Consider the following 17,650-nt stretch of genomic DNA (forward strand, 5'->3'; position numbering starts at 1 on the left):
CTCTGGTTCTCTAGGTCAGAGGGTACATGGGGACAGCTGTGAGCGCGGGGAGTGGCCGTCAGCGGCGGTGACCGGTGTTGTCGAGACTGACGAAATCCATGATTCCCCCATTTGCCGGTGTGTTGGGTCGAGTCTAGCCGCGGCCCATGGCGGCGGGAAGACCGCGCGGCGTCGACGGACAGCTCCCAGAGAACCCCAGGCCCGGCTCGCCGTTCAGGCGGAAATGGGCAGGCCCGGAGTATCGACGCGCCACCGCATCGGAGGGACGATTAAAGGGCAATCACCATGAAGGAGGTCAGTGATGTGCTATCCGTACAACAGGGATTCCTGGCGGGATGTCCGGAAGGATGCCGCAAAGGAATCTGAGGATCGCCCGGAGCCCCGCGTGGAGGCAAAGGACAGCAGGTTCTGGGGCTTCCCGCGCCGCAGCAAGGAGTTCACAGTCGAAGAGCCGGACACGGTAGTTGACCGGCCCCGCGAGAAGGTCTAGGGACACGGCGTGACTCGACGGCCGCCGACCCCACATTGAAGTGTGACAGCCGAAATGTGACGGTCCGGCGGCCGATTCACGGTTGGGCCGGCCGGCGGAGGCCAATTGCCGCGGAGAGCCCGATGAGGAGGCCACTTAGTGCCAGCAGGGACCCGGCTATGCCGAGCTGCCCGTCCGGTCCCGAATCACCTTGGCTGCCCACGGCACCCAGCGGCTGCTCCGCTGAGGGGTCCGGGTGCTGGCTCGCATCCGTCGCTGGAGGCGCGGAGGTCCCAGTCGTGACAGCAGCCGGAACAGACGCCGTGGCCGGTGGGGCCGCATTGTCTTGGTCCGCTGCTGGAACTGGGTCCGACGTCGGCGGCGCCGGGACCTGCGGGGGCTGGACGGGCTGCCCCTGGGACGGCGCTGGCGTCGGCCTTTGGGAGGGTGCTGGGGGAGGCGCGGCTCCCGACGGTGGCGGAGCAACGTTGCCCGGGACAGTCGGGCTGGGCGTCGGGGAGGCGGCCGGCGGCCCCGGCGTCGGCCGTGCCGGACAGAATTTCGCCGGGAGGAGGCCGGCTGGCCCGCAAGGATCGGCCGCTGCGGGCAACGCCAGGACGAGAGGCGATGCCCCGAGCACCACTGCCACGGCGGACACGTAACAGGCCTTCCGGATGGAGTTCATCCTCACCATCGTAGGGTTACACCTCCGGCCGGTCGGGAAGCTGGGCCCGGTGAGGCTGCTTTCGCCAACAAAAAAGAAACCCCGTCCCGCGGGCCGGTAGGCCTGCAGGACGGGGATTCTCGGTGGTGCACCCCCCGGGACTCGAACCCGGAACCCATTGATTAAGAGTCAATTGCTCTGCCAGTTGAGCTAGAGGTGCATCTGTTGTTTTCGTTCACCGCGGGCTTTTTATTTCCCTCGTTGTTCTCCGCAACGACATGAAACTCTACACGAGATTGGCTGTCCTGTGAAATCGGAGGGTGCGGGCCGGTTGCGGCTAGCTGTGAAGGTCCAAAATCAGCGCAAAATCAGGGTTTTGGCCGTTGCTGAGGAGCCATAGCCGGCCGTCAGGAGCGAGTGAAACGTTGCGAACCCGGCCGTACTCTCGCGTGAAATAGCTCACAGGATCTTCGGCAAATTCGCCCCTGAGGGGAACAATCCAGAGTCTTTGGCCGCGCAGGGCGCCCAGGTAGGCGGTGCTGCCGACAATTTCCAGTCCGCTGGGGGACGACTCCGCCGTCGACGGCCACACCACTTTGGCGTCCAGGAAGCCGGAGCGGTGCGGGGCGCCTGTTACGTCCGGCCAGCCGTAGTTGCCGCCGGGCACGATCAGGTTGAGCTCGTCGTTGACGTCGGGGCCGAATTCGCTGGCCCACAGCCGGCCCGCGCTGTCCCAGGCCAGCCCCTGGACGTTCCTGTGGCCAAGGCTGTAGACCGGGTTCTCGCCGAACGGGTTTCCCGGCGCCGGCCGGCCGTCCGCGGTGAGGCGGAGGATCTTTCCGCCCAGGGCGCCGCTGTCCTGCGGCTGTTCGCGGCGCTGCGAGTCGCCCGTTCCCACATACAGGAAGCCATCGGGCCCAAAGCGGATCCGTCCGCCGTTATGCGTGCCGGCCTTTGGAATCCCGGTGAAAACGGGTTGCAGGGCACCGAGCTCCAGCCGGCCGCCGCGCTCCTCCAGCCGCATGCGGGCGATTCTGTTGTCCGCCGGCGCGGTGAAGTACGCGTAAAGGTACCGGTCCGCGGCAAAGTCGGGGGAAAGGGCAAGGCCCAAGAGGCCACCTTCTCCGCCGGGTACGACGCCGGGCACTTTGCCGAGCGTACCCAGCTGGCCGCCTTTGATGGTCCTGAGCAGTGCGGTGTCGCGCTCGGAGATCACCGCGGTGCCGTCGGGCAGGTAGACCGTGGACCACGGCAGTTTCAGCCCGTCGATCCGGCCCGCAACGGTCGGTTCAGGCGGTGTGGCTGCTGGGCCGGTTGCGGTGCCGTCGCCTGACTGAACCACGGGCGTGGTTGGGCCGCCACCTGTACAGGCGCCCAGGAACAACAGCGCAACGGCCAGGGCGGTGGCCCGGGCTGCTGCCCTGGAAAAGAAGCGCCTGCCAGAGGGGCGCCTGCCAGCGAAGCGGGGGAGCATCAAGGGAGATGGTGAGAACGTGCGGGACGCCGGCCGGGCCGGCGGCTACTGCCGCGTCCGGCGCGGCGGCCGGAACCCGGCCGCTTCGGCGTGCGCCGCGGAGGCAAACCACACTTCCGCCCGGGTTTCGTCATACGCCGGGCTGGTCTCGTCGTGGTAGATCATCGACGAGGCATTGCCCTTGACGGTGAATCCTTCGGGGCCGCTTCCGTCCGCCGCCGGAGCCGCTGACCCCTCGCCGTAGGGCTGCTCAGTGGCCAGATGGCCGGTGGGCTCGGCCGTGTGGCTTGCGGAGGCCTCGGCCGCCGCGGACGATGCTGCTGTCTGCATCGTTTCTGCGCCAGGGAGGGGCGCGGGCTGCGTCACGGGGCCGGCCGCGGCAGGCATCGTGGTGCCGGTGCCGGTGCCGGTGCCGGTGCCAGTGCCGGTGCCAGTGCCGGTGCTCGTGCTCCTGCCGGTACCGGACACAGTGCCGGTGCCGCCGGCAGCGGCGTTTTCGTCCTCGACCGGTTCCGCGGCTGCCGATTCGGCTCCGGGCAGCGTCGGCGCGTGGGGCTCGGTGTATTCGGGGTGGTGGACCGGAAGGCCCGCCGCGGCTGCCGGTTCCGCACCCGCACCAGGTTCCGCCGCCGCAGCGTGTGCGCCGTGGGCCGGATCAAAATGGGCCGCTGGAGTATGGGTGTCCGCCGGCGGGGCGGTCTCGGACCACTGGGTCTCCCACTCGGCATTGCCCGATGTGCCTGCTGCTTCCGGTGCCGCCTCGGTGGCGGCCGGCTCGATCGGAGGGGCGGCTGTGGCCGCCGGGGACTCGGGCGCCTCGGGGGCGGGCGCCGACTCCCGGGCAGTCGCGGCCGGCTCAGGCGCCGGCGCTGCGTCCGGCGCGGCCATGGCTGCCGCCGTCGGACCGGCAGCAGATCCTGCCGCCGCCGTCGGACCGGCAGAAGTGCCGGCCGGGGTACTGGTGCCGGTGCCTGCAGCGGATGCGGATCCTGCGCCCGGGCGGCTCTTATTGCGGTTCAGCAGCCACCAAATGACAGCGACCACCACGATGATGACGACGAGCCAGACTATCCAGTCCATAGCAGAGCCTTTCAGTCCAGGAGGCATGGGTTGCCGATGCTTGACGTTACGTCCGGGCGAAGCCGGCTGTCCAGCAATCAAACCTGGCCCCGGCGTGTAGCCTCGCCTCATGGATTTCAAGCGACTGCAGATTCTGCGCGAACTCGCCGGCCGGGGGACCGTCGGCGCCACCGCCGAGGCCATGAAGGTCACGCCATCGGCCGTGTCGCAGCAGCTAAAGACCCTGCAGGAGGAACTGGGCGTCGTACTGGTGGAGAAGTCCGGCCGGGGAGTTCGGCTAACCGAGGCAGGGCTGGCCATGGCCGGGGCCGCCGCCGACGTGTCGACGGCCATGGCGCGGGCAGAAGCAACAATCGACACGTACCGGCGCGGCTGGCAGACGAGGGTGGTGGCGGCCTTCTTTCCCAGCGCCGCGGAGATGTTCCTTCCGGGCATGCTCCACCGGGTCAAGTCCGTGGAAGGGCTGCGGTTCGAAGCGCATTTCGAGGACCCGGGCGTTGCCGGGTTCGCCGGGCTGACCGCGGACTACGACATCGTCCTGGCGCACAGCGTCGACGGTCCGGAGGTTTTCGGCGGCCAGGGCCTGACTGTGGTACCGCTGCTGGACGAACCGCTGGATGTGGCACTGCCGGCCGGGCACGCCTTGGCCGGCAAGGCCACGCTGTGCGCCGAGGACGTCGTCGGCTTCCCGTGGATGGGAGTTCCCGAGGGCTTTCCCTTCGACACCGTGCTGCGCCAGATCGAGGTGCGTGCCGACTCGCAAGCCGTCCGTGCCCAGCAGTTCCCGGATCTGCGGGTGTTGGAAGCCCTGGTCAGCGCCGGGCATGGGCTGAGCCTGCTGCCGCGGTACACGGCGGTCAGCAACCAGGGCCGGGGGTTCGTCCTGCGCCCGCTCAAGGGCGTGAAGGCGAGCCGGAGCATCGTTGCGCTGGCCCGTCCGGATGTCGCGGCCCGGACCACCATCCAGCAGGTCCTGGCGATGCTCAAGGCCGAAGCCCAGAGTGTCGCCGAAGCCCCGGAACTGCGTGACACGGCTCACCGGATCTGAGGCAAACCGGCCTCGCGGTTCATGATGTGAGACGAGAGTCCACTATTTGATCGAAATATTCCCGGTTTTCCGCTTAACGCTCCGTTGTGGGGTCGTTGGCGTCTGCGGCGGAGCCCTAGACTTTGAGCCATGAGTCAGGACACCCAAACAGCAGCAGACACCAAGCCGGACATCAAGCCCCGCAGCCGGGTCGTTACCGATGGAATCCACGCCGCCCCGGCGCGCGGCATGTTCCGGGCAGTCGGCATGGGCGACGACGACTTCGCCAAGCCGCAGATCGGCGTGGCGAGCTCGTGGAACGAGATCACCCCCTGCAACCTTTCGTTGAACCGGCTGGCCCAGGGCGCCAAAGAAGGCGTCCACGCCGGCGGCGGGTTCCCGATGCAGTTCGGCACCATCTCCGTCTCCGACGGCATCTCCATGGGCCACGAGGGCATGCACTTCTCCCTGGTGTCCCGCGAAGTCATTGCCGACTCGGTCGAGACGGTCATGCAGGCCGAACGGATCGACGGCTCTGTGCTCCTGGCCGGTTGCGACAAGTCGCTGCCCGGCATGCTGATGGCGGCGGCCCGCCTGGACCTGGCCTCTGTGTTCCTCTATGCCGGCTCCATCATGCCCGGCTGGGTCAAGCTTGAGGACGGCTCCGAAAAGGAAGTCACCCTCATCGACGCGTTTGAAGCCGTCGGCGCGTGCGCGGCCGGCAAGATGAGCCGCGAGGACCTGGACCGCATCGAAAAAGCAATCTGCCCGGGCGAAGGCGCCTGCGGCGGCATGTACACGGCGAACACCATGGCCTGCATCGGCGAGGCCCTGGGCATGTCACTGCCCGGCTCCGCCGCACCGCCCTCCGCGGACCGCCGCCGCGATGCCTTTGCGCACAAGTCCGGCGAGGCCGTGGTCAACCTCCTGCGCCTGGGCATCACGGCCCGGGACATTATGACGCGCAAGGCGTTCGAGAACGCGATTGCCGTCACCATGGCCTTCGGCGGTTCCACCAACGCCGTGCTGCACCTGCTCGCGATCGCCCGCGAAGCCGAGGTGGAGCTGACGCTGGAAGACTTCAACCGGATCGGGGACAAGATCCCGCACCTGGGCGACCTCAAGCCGTTCGGCCGCTACGTGATGACCGACGTCGACAAGATCGGCGGCGTGCCGGTGATCATGAAAGCCCTGCTCGACGCCGGCCTGCTGCACGGCGACTGCCTCACCGTCACCGGCAAGACCGTGGCGGAGAACCTCGCCGCGATCAACCCGCCGGACCTGGACGGCAAGATCCTGCGTGCACTGGACAACCCGATCCACAAGACCGGCGGCATCACCATCCTGCACGGCTCGATGGCCCCTGAAGGCGCCGTCGTCAAGAGCGCAGGCTTCGACGCCGACGTCTTCGAGGGCACGGCCCGCGTGTTCGAGCGCGAACAGGGTGCCCTGGACGCCCTGGACAAGGGCGAGATCCATAAGGGCGACGTCGTGGTGATCCGCTACGAAGGCCCGAAGGGCGGCCCCGGCATGCGCGAGATGCTCGCCATCACCGGCGCCATCAAGGGCGCTGGCCTGGGCAAGGACGTCCTGCTGCTGACCGACGGACGGTTCTCCGGCGGAACCACCGGCCTGTGCATCGGCCACGTCGCGCCGGAAGCGGTCGACGGCGGCCCCATCGCTTTCGTCAAGGACGGTGACCGGATCCGCGTGGACATCGCGGCCCGCACCTTCGACCTCCTGGTCGACGAGTCCGAGCTCGAGGCCCGCAAGGTCGGCTGGGAGCCGCTCCCGGCCAAGTTCACCAAGGGCGTCCTCGCCAAGTACGCCAAGCTCGTCCACAGCGCCTCCACCGGCGCCTACTGCGGCTGATTCTCTAAGCGTGGGTGACCACGCTTAATAAGGGAGGCTCCGAGGGGCCCCGAGTGGGCGGCGTCCGCGCCGTCCACTCGGGGTAGGAGACTCCCGCCTGCCGCCAAATTGGGCGGCTCGCCGTTTTGGCGTCCAAGGCAAGAGGGAAACTAGGAGGACCAATCAGTGGACAGTGTTGTCCAAATAGTGAGACAGAGGCCGGGCCCGTTGACACCTGTCTCACTCAGAGGGAAAACTGAACGCATGATCGAGATCGTTACCGCCGGCGTCGTCGTCGTACTTACCAAGCGCGTGGCTCAATAGCCTTCACTGGTAACGAACCGTCACGCGCAACCCCTCGAAGAGCCCGCCGGCTGAGGGGTTTTTTTATTTCCTGCATCACCAGCCGCACCACCAGTAAGACACCGTAGTTCCACGATCACCGAAGATCCACAAAGGAAGAGTCCGATGAGCAAAGGATCGCCGATCAGCCCCTCGCTGATGGCCACCAAGTCCACTGGAGCCCACAAGGCTCCGGAACGCGTCGAACGTCCGGCTGACGCCGGCGTCGACTCTGCTGCCGTCTCTCCTGTCCTCGGACCGAACAACGTCGTACCCCCGACGGTCATGACCGGTTCGCAAGCAATTGTCCGTTCGCTCGAAGAACTCGGCGTCCAGGACATTTTCGGTTTGCCCGGTGGCGCGATCCTGCCCACCTACGACCCCTTGATGGCTTCCAAAATGAACCACGTTTTGGTCCGTCATGAACAGGGAGCCGGCCACGCCGCGCAAGGCTACGCCATGGTCACCGGACGGGTTGGCGTCTGCATCGCCACCTCGGGTCCGGGTGCCACCAACCTCGTTACCGCCATCATGGATGCCCACATGGACTCCGTGCCGATCGTGGCCATTACGGGCCAGGTCTCCAGCGGGGTGATCGGCACCGACGCATTCCAGGAAGCGGACATCGTCGGGATCACCATGCCGATCACGAAGCACTCCTTCCTGGTCACGGACCCCAACGACATCCCGCATGTGATGGCGGAGGCGTTCCACCTGGCCTCCACCGGACGCCCGGGACCGGTCCTCGTGGATATCGCCAAGGACGCCCAGCAGGGCCAGATGACGTTCTCCTGGCCGCCCAAGATCGATCTCCCGGGATACCGGCCGGTGGTGCGCGGCCACAGCAAGCAGGTCCGTGAGGCCGCCCGGCTCATTGCCGGTGCCAGCAAGCCCGTGCTCTACGTCGGCGGCGGTGTGGTCAAGGCCCACGCCTCGGCCGAACTGCGCGAACTCGCTGAGCTGACGGGCGCTCCCGTGGTGACCACCCTGATGGCCCGGGGCGTGTTCCCGGACTCGCACCCGCAGCACGTGGGCATGCCGGGCATGCACGGCACGGTTTCCGCCGTGACGGCCCTGCAGCAGTCGGACCTGCTGATCACCCTCGGCGCCCGGTTCGATGACCGCGTGACCGGCATCCTGAAGTCCTTTGCCCCGAACGCCAAGGTCATCCACGCCGACATCGATCCGGCGGAAATTTCCAAGAACCGTACGGCCGACGTCCCGATCGTTGGCTCGGTCAAGGAGATCATCCCGGAGCTGACCGAGGCCCTGCGCCTGCAGTTCGAGGCCTTCGGCACCCCGGATCTGACCACCTGGTGGGCGTTCCTTAACAACCTCAAGGAAACCTACCCGCTCGGCTGGACCGAACCCGAGGACGGGCTCAGTGCCCCCCAGCGCGTCATCGAACGCATCGGCGCCCTGACCGGACCCGAGGGCGTCTACGTCGCCGGCGTCGGACAGCACCAGATGTGGGCCTCGCAGTTCATCAAGTACGAACGCCCGCACGCCTGGCTCAACTCCGGCGGCGCCGGCACCATGGGCTACGCCGTTCCGGCGGCCATGGGCGCCAAGGTGGGCGAGCCGGACCGCGTGGTCTGGGCGATCGACGGCGACGGCTGTTTCCAGATGACCAACCAGGAACTGGCCACCTGCGCGATCAACAAGATCCCGATCAAGGTCGCCATCATCAACAACTCCTCCCTCGGCATGGTCCGGCAGTGGCAGACCCTGTTCTACGAGGGCCGCTACTCCAATACCGACCTCAACACGGGACATGACACGGTCCGCATCCCGGACTTCGTCAAGCTGGCGGACGCCTACGGCTGCGCTGCCTTCCGGTGCGAACGCGACGAAGACATCGACGCCACCATCCAGAAGGCCCTGGAGATCAATGACCGCCCGGTGGTCATCGACTTCGTCGTGAGCCCCAACTCGATGGTGTGGCCGATGGTCCCCGCCGGGGTCAGCAACGACCAGATCCAGGTTGCCCGCAACATGACCCCGGAATGGGAAGAGGAGGACTGAACATGACCCGCCACACATTGTCCGTTCTGGTCGAAGACAAGCCCGGTGTGCTGACCCGCGTCGCCAGCCTCTTCGCCCGCCGGGCCTTTAACATCAATTCCCTGGCCGTCGGCCCCACCGAAGTCCCGGGCATGTCCCGGATGACCGTGGTGGTCGACGCCGATGGCGAGCTGATCGAGCAGGTCACGAAGCAGCTGAACAAGCTGGTCAACGTGATCAAGATCGTCGAGCTCACCTCAGAATCTTCCGTACAGCGCGACCACATCCTGGTCAAGGTACGTGCGGATGCCGCAACACGCCTGCAGGTCACCCAGGCTGCAGACCTGTTCCGCGCTTCAGTGGTCGACGTCTCCACAGAGTCGGTGGTCATTGAGGCAACGGGCCACCCCGAGAAGCTCACGGCACTCTTGTCAGTGCTGGAGCCTTTCGGCATCCGCGAAATCGTGCAGTCCGGCACCTTGGCAGTTGGGCGGGGATCCCGCTCCATGAGTGACAGGGCCCTCCGCAGCGCCTAAGACACCGCATAGACGGAGGCGCCCCGTTGTACCGCAGCACCACAGAGAATATCTACGAAGAATCCACTCAAAAGGAGACACCCCAGTGACTGAAATGTTTTACGACGACGACGCCGACCTGTCGATCATCCAGGGCCGCACCGTCGCCGTCATCGGTTACGGCTCCCAGGGCCACGCCCACGCCCTCAGCCTGCGCGATTCCGGCGTTGACGTCCGCGTCGGCCTGAAGGAAGGCTCGAAGTCCCGTGCCAAGGCCGAGGCCGAGGGACTGCGGGTCCTGAACGTTGCCGACGCCGTCGCCGAGGCCGACCTCATCATGGTCCTGACCCCGGACCAGGTCCAGCGCCACGTCTACGCCGAGGACATCGCCCCGAACCTGCAGCCGGGCGACGCCCTGTTCTTCGGCCACGGCTTCAACATCCGCTACGGCTACATCCAGCCCCCGGCCGACGTCGACGTCGCCCTCGTTGCCCCCAAGGGCCCGGGCCACATCGTGCGCCGCGAGTTCGAAGCCGGCCGCGGCGTGCCGGACCTGATCGCCGTCGAGCAGAACCCGTCCGGCAAGGCCAAGGAACTGGCCCTGTCCTACGCCAAGGCCATCGGCGGCACCCGTGCGGGCGTCATCGAGACCACCTTCACCGAAGAGACCGAAACCGACCTCTTCGGCGAGCAGGCTGTCCTCTGCGGCGGCGCCTCGCAACTGATCCAGTACGGCTTCGAGACCCTCACCGAGGCCGGCTACAAGCCCGAGGTCGCCTACTTCGAGGTGCTGCACGAGCTCAAGCTGATCGTCGACCTCATGGTCGAAGGCGGCATCGCCAAGCAGCGCTGGAGCGTTTCCGACACCGCGGAATACGGCGACTACGTCTCCGGCCCGCGCGTCATCACCCCGCAGGTGAAGGAAAACATGAAGGCTGTCCTGGCGGACATCCAGGACGGCACTTTCGCCAAGCGCTTCATCGATGACCAGGACGCCGGCGCGCCGGAGTTCAAGGCCCTGCGCAAGAAGGGTGAGGACCACCCGATCGAGGCCACCGGCCGCGAACTGCGCAAGCTGTTCTCCTGGATCAAGAACGAGGACGACTACACCGAAGGTTCAGTCGCCCGCTAGGCATTGCCCGGCAGGGGAGCCGGACACCACATCCTGGGGTCCGGCTTCCCTGCTGTCCAGCACCACGCGCATCACCAGCATCACCCGATTCACCAAAATCCCCACCAGATACACAAGAGAGCTAAAGAGGTCACCGGTGACAAGCACCAAACCTGTCGTACTCCTCGCTGAGGAACTTTCGCCCGCCACAGTCGAGGCCCTCGGCCCGGACTTTGAAATCCGCCAGACTGACGGCTCCGACCGTTCCCAGCTGCTCTCCGCGATCGCCGACGTCGACGCGATCCTGGTCCGCTCCGCCACCCAGCTGGACGCCGAGGCCATCGCCGCCGCCAAGAACCTCAAGGTGATCGCCCGCGCCGGCGTCGGCCTGGACAACGTCGACATCAAAGCGGCCACGCAGGCCGGCGTCATGGTGGTCAACGCGCCGACCTCGAACATCGTCTCCGCCGCCGAACTGACCGTCGGGCACATCCTGAGCCTCGCCCGCCACATCCCGCAGGCCAGCTCCGCCCTCAAGGACGGGGAGTGGAAGCGCTCCAAGTACACCGGCATCGAGCTCTTCGAGAAGAAGATCGGCATCATCGGCCTGGGCCGGATCGGCGCCCTGGTCGCGGCCCGCCTGAAGGGCTTCGACACCAAGATCCTCGCGTACGACCCCTACATCACCTCCGCCCGGGCCGCCCAGCTCGGCGTGCAGCTGGTGACCCTCGATGAGCTCCTTGCACAGTCGGACTTCATCACCATCCACATGCCCAAGACCCCGGAGACCGTCGGCATGCTCGGTGCCGACGCCTTCAAGAAGATGAAGAGCACGGCGTACGTCGTCAACGTCGCCCGCGGCGGCCTGGTGGACGAGGAAGCCCTCTACACCGCGCTGCAGGCCGGTGACATCGCCGGCGCCGGCGTCGACGTCTTCTCCAAGGAACCCAGCACCGACCTGCCGTTCTTCAAGCTCGACAACGTCGTGGTGACCCCGCACCTGGGCGCCTCCACCGACGAGGCCCAGGAAAAGGCCGGCGTTTCCGTCGCGAAGTCCGTCCGCCTGGCCCTGGCCGGCGAACTGGTCCCCGACGCCGTCAACGTCGCCGGCGGCGTCATCGCCCCGGACGTCCGCCCCGGCATCCCGCTGATGGAAAAGCTGGGCCGCATCTTCACCGCGCTGACCCATGCCTCCCTCACGCAGTTCGACGTCGAGGTGGCAGGCGAGATCTCCTCGCTCGATGTCAAGGTGCTGGAACTCGCGGCACTCAAGGGCATCTTTGCCGACGTCGTGACCGAGCAGGTCTCGTACGTCAACGCCCCCGTGATCGCCGAGCAGCGCGGCATCAACGTCCGGCTCATCACGACGCCGGACACCGAGTCGTACCGCAACGTCCTGACCCTGCGCGGCGCCCTCAGCGACGGCAGCCAGATCTCCGTCGCCGGAACCCTGACCGGCCCGAAGCAGATCCAGAAACTGGTCGGCGTCAACGGCTACGAGGTGGAGATCCCGATCAGCGAACACCTCGTGGTGGTTGCCTACTCGGACCGCCCCGGCGTGATCGGCACAATCGGCCACATCCTGGGCATGAACAACATCAACATCGCCGGCATGCAGGTGGCACGCCAGACAGAGGGCGGCCAGGTGCTGGCCCTGCTGACCATCGACAGCTCCGTTCCCCAGCAGGTCCTTGACGCGATCAAGGCCGGGATCGGCGCTGACATGGTCCGTGAGGTTGACCTCGAGGACTAAAATCCTCCCCGCAGGCCGCCGGCGGCGGCATGACCGCCGCCGGCGGCCACAAGCGGCCGGCCGGTCTGCGTACAATGGCTAGGACCGAATTTCGGTCCGCGGCCGGCAGACCGGCCTTTACTTTTGCACGCCCGGCACGGGACGCCCTCAATTCCGCAGGAAATGAGCTGCGGCGTGCGCACGCAATCCAGCTTTCAGGAGCCCAATGAACGCCGTCCAGAGGTTCATCAGAAGCAGAGTGCTTCTGTTGACCGCGTCCATTTTGATCGTGGCCATGTGCCTGTCCGTGCTCGTCCAGGGTCAGTCCCAGGCGGCGCTGAACAGGACCGTGGACCAAAACTCGCGGGGGCTCTATGACGTCCTGGTCCAGGCCAAGGCCGATGATAACGGCGGCCTGATGCAGCCGGACATCGCCACCGGCCAGGGCGGCGTCAGCTTCGAGCAGCTGGATTCGATCCGCAAGCTCTCCGGCACCTCGGTGGCCGCGCCCATCAGCCTGGTCTCGCGCGTGACGCAGAACCTGGAATCGCCGCGGCTGGATGCCACCGACTACCTCGGCTTCAACGCGGGCCTCGCGGGCACTTCCGGCGACCCGACCGCCACGGACCCGAGCAAGTGGCCGGCCGCGGAATCGGTGCTGAGCGACACGCCGAAGAAGTACCGTCTGACCGCCAGCGCAGTCAGCTCCGACGGCCACTCGGACCAGACCCTGTTCAAGACCACGGCCGAGGGCTCCGTCGGCAAGGCGAAGCTGATCCAGGAACAGGTCGCCGGCGGCCAGAACGTCCGCATCCAGGGCCCGGAGGGCGAGACCGGCATCAAGTTCCCCACCCCGGCCGGCGGCTCCGAGCACAACCTCTTCAACCTCTCCGTTTCCCTGCCCATGGCGCCGCAGGTGACCGAGTCCGTCGTCGCCGTCGACCCCGTCTCCGAACGCGCACTGCTCGGCACGGCCGGTGACTTCCTGGCCCCGCTGGAGAAAGCCCCGCCCGCGGACGCCCGCAACGCCGGCGCCATTGGCCGGCACTTCGAGAGCCTCTTCACCAACGGCATCTCCATGGACGAACTCAAGGAAGGCCCGGACTTCCTCGGCGTCAAACTCAAGTACTGGGCACCGCTGATGACCCAGTACCAGCAGGCCAAGCGTGACGGCCAGCTCACCGCCGATTCGCAGGCCATCCCGCTGATCGTCCGCTCCGGCACCGCCGTGGATCTGAAGTACTCGGTCAAGATCGAGGAAATCGACGACTCCGGCAACGTCACCAACGACGTCGGCACCGTGACCCGCTCGCTGGACAAGGACTACCTGCCGTTCGTTTCGAAGTCCCCGTTCGCCCTCGCCTGGCCCGGGTCCAAGGACCTCTCCCAGCTCATGGGCGACACCGGCTCCTTCAGCCAGGGCCTCTACAACCCCGCCACCTGGAGCACCAACTTTGCCGCCGCCCCGGCGTACAAGGACGGCGAAACCGCCGCCAACGGCGCCGTGGACAAGAGCGCCTCGCCCGGTGACTGGGTCACCGTGAACCGCCTGCCGGACAAGGCCGCCAACGGTGCCGCCGTCGACCAGACCCAGCGCAATCCTGTCGATGAGCGCTCCTACCGGGAGAACCTCGAAACCGGCAAGAAGCTGGCCACGCCGCTGGCCATGGTTTACGGCACGTTCGACGCCGCGAGCGTCAAGGATGCCGCCGGCGACGTCAACCGGCTGCCCCTGGGCGGCTACGACCCCGCGCCCTTCACCCTGACCAAGGATGCGTCCGGCACCGACGTCAACACCGAGCTCAAGCCTTCCCTGAGCGCCACGGGACTGGTCAGCCAGTCCGCCGGTGCCATCACCGACTACTACGGCCTCGCCGCCGCCCGCGGCTATGAGCAGAACGCCTCCGTGATCGACGCCGTCCGCGTCCGCGCCAAGGTTCCGGGCAGCTGGAAGCAGGCGCAGCCCGAGGTGGAGAAGCTCGCCAACGAGATCCGCGACATGGGCCTGCAGGCCACCGTGGTGGCCGGTTCGGCCCGCGAGGACGCCAGCATCGCCGTTCCCGGCTACTCCAAGGACGACGCCGGCAAGGAATCGCCGCTGGGCACCGTGCAGCAGTCGTGGGTCCGCCAGGACGCCGCGGACGCCGTTTCCGGCTCTCTGACCGCTACGAACCTGACCCTGCTGTTCCTGACCCTCTGCGGCGCCGCCCTCCTGACGGGCGCCTCCACGGTCAGCTACATCCGCAAACGGCGCAGCGAGGCCGGAACCCTGCGTGCCATGGGCTGGACCCAGCGCAGGATCCGCTCCTGGGTGCTGGCCGAATTCGGCGTCGGCGCCGCGCTGCTGGCCGTCGCCGGAATCGCCCTGAGCCTGATCAGCTGGAGCACCGCCACCGCGGTGGTCTCGGCGTCGGTCCTGGTGCTGTACGCAGGTGCGGCGTTCGTCGCTGCGCAGCAGCTGCGCCACCGCGAGGTAGTGGACCAGGACCCGCAACACGATGAACGGCTCATTGCGGTCGATTCCCCGCTGACCTTCGCCAACCGGCAGCTGAGCGCCAACAAGTTCAACACCATCTCACTCGCCGTTGCCGTCGGTGTTTTCGCCGCGGCCGTCGGCGGACTGGTCGCCCTGCTGATCGACATTCCCCGGGCCGCCGGCGCCAGCGCCCTCAGCGGGCTGGCCGCGGCCAGCATCGCGTTCCCGAGCGTCATCCTGGCTGTGTCCGGCGTTGCCGTCGGGCTGCTGCTGACCATGGTCACCGGGCGCTTCGAGCTGCAGGCCAAGCGCCAGTACCTCGGCACGCTGCGGGCCATGGGCTGGAACCCTGACATGCTGGGCCAGGTCCGCTTCTTTGAAAACGCCATGGTGGGAACCGTCGCGCTGCCCCTCGGCGTCGTGGGCGCCCTCGGCATCGGCCTCCTCCTCGCCCCCTATGCCGCGCTGTGGGCCGCAATTGCCGGTCTCGTAGCTGTACTTTGCTGGATTCCGATTGCAACGAAAGTGGTCCAATGACTAACGAGCTGAACCTTGACCGGGAGGCACACGACCGGATGACCGCCAGCACCCGTCGCGGTGCGCACAAGACCCGCGCCAACACGATCGTGAAGGCCACGGACCACGCCACGCCGCTGGAACTGAGCAACATCACCATCCACTACGGCGGCGGCAAGGGCGGTGCCGAGGCCGTCAACGTGGTGGACGACTTCAACATGACGCTGCACGCCGGCGAAATGCACTGCGTCGCGGGCCGCTCCGGCTCGGGCAAGACCAGCATCCTGACCGTCGGCGCGGGACTGACCCTGCCGACGTCGGGCCGGGTGTTCTGGGAAGGCGACTCGCTGGAGACCATGGGCGACGACGAGATCGCGGACCGCCGCCGCGCCCTGATCGGCTACGTGGACCAGGGCGGCGCCCTGATCGACGGGATGAGCGCGCTCGAGAACGTCCTGCTGCCGGCCGTGCCCGACGGCGAAGTTGAGCAGCGCCGCGACATGGCCAAGGACCTTTTGGACCTCGTGGGCCTCGGCCGGCGCATGCGCCACCGCCCGGCGCAGCTCTCCGGCGGTGAACGCCAGCGCGTGGCGATCGCCCGGGCGCTCATCCTCGGCACCCGCGTCCTGGTGGTCGACGAGCCCACAGCCAGCCTGGACCGTGCCGCGGCCAACCGCATCATCAGCATCCTCAAGGACACCACCTCGGACGGCATTGCCGTGCTGGTGGCTTCACATGACCACGAACTGGTCCGCCAGAGCGATACCCTCACAGAACTGATCTAGATTTAGACCGTGACTTCAACTGATAAGACCCCGTTCTACATCACCACGGCCATCACGTACCCCAACGGGGTGCCGCACATCGGCCATGCGTACGAGTACATCGCCACCGATGCGATGGCCCGCTTCAAGCGCCTGGACGGGTACGACGTCTTCTTCCTGACCGGAACGGACGAGCACGGCATGAAGATCGCCCAGGCCGCCGAGAAGGAAGGCGTCACGCCCAAGGAACTGGTGGACCGGAACGCCGAGATCTACAAGGGGGCGCACGCCGCCCTGGGAGTCTCGTACGACCGCTTCATCCGCACCACGGACGCCGACCACTACGCGGCGTCGCAGGCCATCTGGAAGAAGATGGAGGCCAACGGGGACATCTACCTGTCCAAGTACGAGGGCTGGTATTCGGTCCGCGACGAGGCGTTTTACGTTGAGGACGAGACCGTGGTCAAGGACGACGGCATCCGCTACTCGCGCGAATCGGACACCGAGGTCACCTGGACGGCCGAGGAGAGCTACTTCTTCCGGCTGTCCGCCTATCAGGACAAGCTGCTGGCGCTGTACGAGGCCCACCCCGAATTCGGTGCCCCGCAGTCCCGCTTCAATGAGGTCATCAGCTTCGTCAGGCGCGGGCTGGAGGACCTGTCCATCAGCCGCACCACCTTCGACTGGGGCGTTCCCGTGCCCGGCAACGACAAGCACGTCATGTACGTTTGGGTCGACGCGCTGACCAACTACCTGACCGGGGTCGGCTACCCGGACGTCGACTCGGGCTCCTTCAAAAAGTTCTGGCCGGCCGACGTCCACGTGATCGGCAAGGACATCTCCCGCTTCCACGCCATCTACTGGCCGGCGTTCCTCATGAGCGCCGGACTGGAGCTGCCGAAGCGGATCATGATCCACGGCTTCCTGCAGAACAACGGCGTCAAGATGTCCAAGTCGCTGGGCAACGTGGTGGCGCCCGCGGACTTCGTGGCCCAGTACGGCCTGGACCAGGTGCGCTACTTCTTCCTGCGCGAGGTCCCCTTCGGGGCGGACGGCAACTACAACCACGAGGCAATCGTGGGCCGGATGAACTCCGACCTCGCCAACAACTTCGGCAACCTGGCCCAGCGGTCGCTGTCCATGGTGGCCAAGAACTGCGAGGGCCGCGTGCCCGCGCCGGGCGCGTTCTCCGCCGAGGACACCGCGATTCTGGCCCAGGCCAACGGGCTGCTGGACGCCGCCCGGGCCGCGTTCGAGAAGCAGGAGTTCAGCCGCGCCCTGGAGGCCATCTGGACAGTCCTGGGGGACACCAACGCCTACTTCGCCGAGCAGGCTCCCTGGGTGCTGCGCAAGACCGACGTCGAACGCATGAACACGGTGCTCTACGTGACGCTCGAGGTGCTGCGGATCGTCGCGATCCTGGCCCAGCCGGTGATGCCGACGGCGACGGCGGCGATCCTGCACACGCTCGGCCAGCCAGAAGGCCCGGCGCGCCAGTTCACGGCCGTCGGCACGCCGATCGTCGCCGGCACGGAACTGCCGGCCCCGGCCCCGGTGTTCCCGAAGTACGAGGAACCCGCCGAGGCCTGAGCCGGTCCACCGCCTGACGCTCCCGCACCCCTGAA

General features: G+C 67.1%; 12 protein-coding genes and 1 tRNA gene. 10 read left to right on the forward strand and 3 right to left on the reverse strand.

What is annotated here, in order from left to right; translation table 11 throughout:
- Positions 1–301: 301 nt before the first annotated feature.
- Positions 302–490, forward strand: a complete 189-nt coding sequence (locus LQV16_RS14385) for a hypothetical protein (protein WP_229994592.1) — start codon at positions 302–304, stop codon at positions 488–490.
- Between the two features lie 787 nt (positions 491–1,277).
- Here LQV16_RS14385 and LQV16_RS14390 read toward each other — a convergent pair.
- The 3 genes from LQV16_RS14390 to LQV16_RS14400 form a co-directional block, all read right to left on the reverse strand.
- Positions 1,278–1,353, reverse strand: a tRNA-Lys gene (locus LQV16_RS14390).
- 117 nt (positions 1,354–1,470) lie between these two features.
- Positions 1,471–2,607 carry a PQQ-dependent sugar dehydrogenase gene (locus LQV16_RS14395; RefSeq protein ID WP_229994593.1) on the reverse strand — a complete coding sequence of 379 codons (1,137 nt, stop codon included), beginning with the start codon at positions 2,605–2,607 and terminating at the stop codon, positions 1,471–1,473.
- A gap of 45 nt (positions 2,608–2,652) precedes the next feature.
- On the reverse strand, positions 2,653–3,687 hold the full coding sequence (locus tag LQV16_RS14400) for a hypothetical protein (RefSeq protein ID WP_229994594.1): 1,035 nt from the start codon (positions 3,685–3,687) through the stop codon (positions 2,653–2,655).
- 109 nt (positions 3,688–3,796) lie between these two features.
- On the opposite strand from LQV16_RS14400, the gene LQV16_RS14405 reads away from it, so the two are divergent.
- The 9 genes from LQV16_RS14405 to metG all read left to right on the forward strand — a co-directional run bounded on the left by LQV16_RS14405 (position 3,797) and on the right by metG (position 17,615).
- Positions 3,797–4,735, forward strand: a complete 939-nt coding sequence (locus LQV16_RS14405) for a LysR family transcriptional regulator (protein ID WP_229994595.1) — start codon at positions 3,797–3,799, stop codon at positions 4,733–4,735.
- Positions 4,736–4,864: 129 nt separating this feature from the next.
- Positions 4,865–6,586, forward strand: coding sequence for a dihydroxy-acid dehydratase (gene ilvD, locus LQV16_RS14410; RefSeq protein WP_229994596.1), 1,722 nt, complete (start codon positions 4,865–4,867; stop codon positions 6,584–6,586).
- Positions 6,587–7,033: 447 nt separating this feature from the next.
- Complete coding sequence (locus LQV16_RS14415) at positions 7,034–8,932, forward strand: acetolactate synthase large subunit (protein WP_229994597.1); 1,899 nt, start codon at positions 7,034–7,036, stop codon at positions 8,930–8,932.
- 2 nt (positions 8,933–8,934) lie between these two features.
- A complete protein-coding gene (gene ilvN, locus LQV16_RS14420; protein ID WP_018773531.1) occupies positions 8,935–9,447 on the forward strand; it encodes an acetolactate synthase small subunit in 513 nt (170 codons plus the stop codon).
- An 85-nt stretch (positions 9,448–9,532) separates the two neighbouring features.
- Complete coding sequence (gene ilvC / locus LQV16_RS14425) at positions 9,533–10,558, forward strand: ketol-acid reductoisomerase (RefSeq protein ID WP_026538933.1); 1,026 nt, start codon at positions 9,533–9,535, stop codon at positions 10,556–10,558.
- 136 nt (positions 10,559–10,694) lie between these two features.
- Positions 10,695–12,290: a phosphoglycerate dehydrogenase gene (gene serA, locus LQV16_RS14430; protein WP_229994598.1), complete on the forward strand. Its 1,596-nt coding sequence runs from the start codon at positions 10,695–10,697 to the stop codon at positions 12,288–12,290.
- Positions 12,291–12,495: 205 nt separating this feature from the next.
- Positions 12,496–15,282 (forward strand): FtsX-like permease family protein, encoded by a 2,787-nt coding sequence (locus tag LQV16_RS14435; protein WP_229994599.1) that lies wholly within the window; start codon positions 12,496–12,498, stop codon positions 15,280–15,282.
- A gap of 38 nt (positions 15,283–15,320) precedes the next feature.
- Complete coding sequence (locus tag LQV16_RS14440) at positions 15,321–16,046, forward strand: ATP-binding cassette domain-containing protein (protein WP_229994613.1); 726 nt, start codon at positions 15,321–15,323, stop codon at positions 16,044–16,046.
- Between the two features lie 9 nt (positions 16,047–16,055).
- Positions 16,056–17,615, forward strand: coding sequence for a methionine--tRNA ligase (gene metG / locus LQV16_RS14445; RefSeq protein WP_229994600.1), 1,560 nt, complete (start codon positions 16,056–16,058; stop codon positions 17,613–17,615).
- Positions 17,616–17,650: the final 35 nt, after the last annotated feature.

The sequence above is a fragment of the Arthrobacter sp. Bi26 genome, assembly GCF_918697925.1.
Lineage (GTDB): Bacteria > Actinomycetota > Actinomycetes > Actinomycetales > Micrococcaceae > Arthrobacter.

What these genes read in the sequence shown, in the direction of transcription:
- LQV16_RS14385 (WP_229994592.1), top strand. Translation starts at nt 302, where the DNA reads ATGTGCTATCCGTACAACAGGGATTCCTGGCGGGATGTCCGGAAGGAT.
- LQV16_RS14395 (WP_229994593.1), bottom strand. Translation starts at nt 2,607, where the DNA reads ATGCTCCCCCGCTTCGCTGGCAGGCGCCCCTCTGGCAGGCGCTTCTTT.
- LQV16_RS14400 (WP_229994594.1), bottom strand. Translation starts at nt 3,687, where the DNA reads ATGGACTGGATAGTCTGGCTCGTCGTCATCATCGTGGTGGTCGCTGTC.
- LQV16_RS14405 (WP_229994595.1), top strand. Translation starts at nt 3,797, where the DNA reads ATGGATTTCAAGCGACTGCAGATTCTGCGCGAACTCGCCGGCCGGGGG.
- ilvD (WP_229994596.1), top strand. Translation starts at nt 4,865, where the DNA reads ATGAGTCAGGACACCCAAACAGCAGCAGACACCAAGCCGGACATCAAG.
- LQV16_RS14415 (WP_229994597.1), top strand. Translation starts at nt 7,034, where the DNA reads ATGAGCAAAGGATCGCCGATCAGCCCCTCGCTGATGGCCACCAAGTCC.
- ilvN (WP_018773531.1), top strand. Translation starts at nt 8,935, where the DNA reads ATGACCCGCCACACATTGTCCGTTCTGGTCGAAGACAAGCCCGGTGTG.
- LQV16_RS14435 (WP_229994599.1), top strand. Translation starts at nt 12,496, where the DNA reads ATGAACGCCGTCCAGAGGTTCATCAGAAGCAGAGTGCTTCTGTTGACC.
- LQV16_RS14440 (WP_229994613.1), top strand. Translation starts at nt 15,321, where the DNA reads ATGACCGCCAGCACCCGTCGCGGTGCGCACAAGACCCGCGCCAACACG.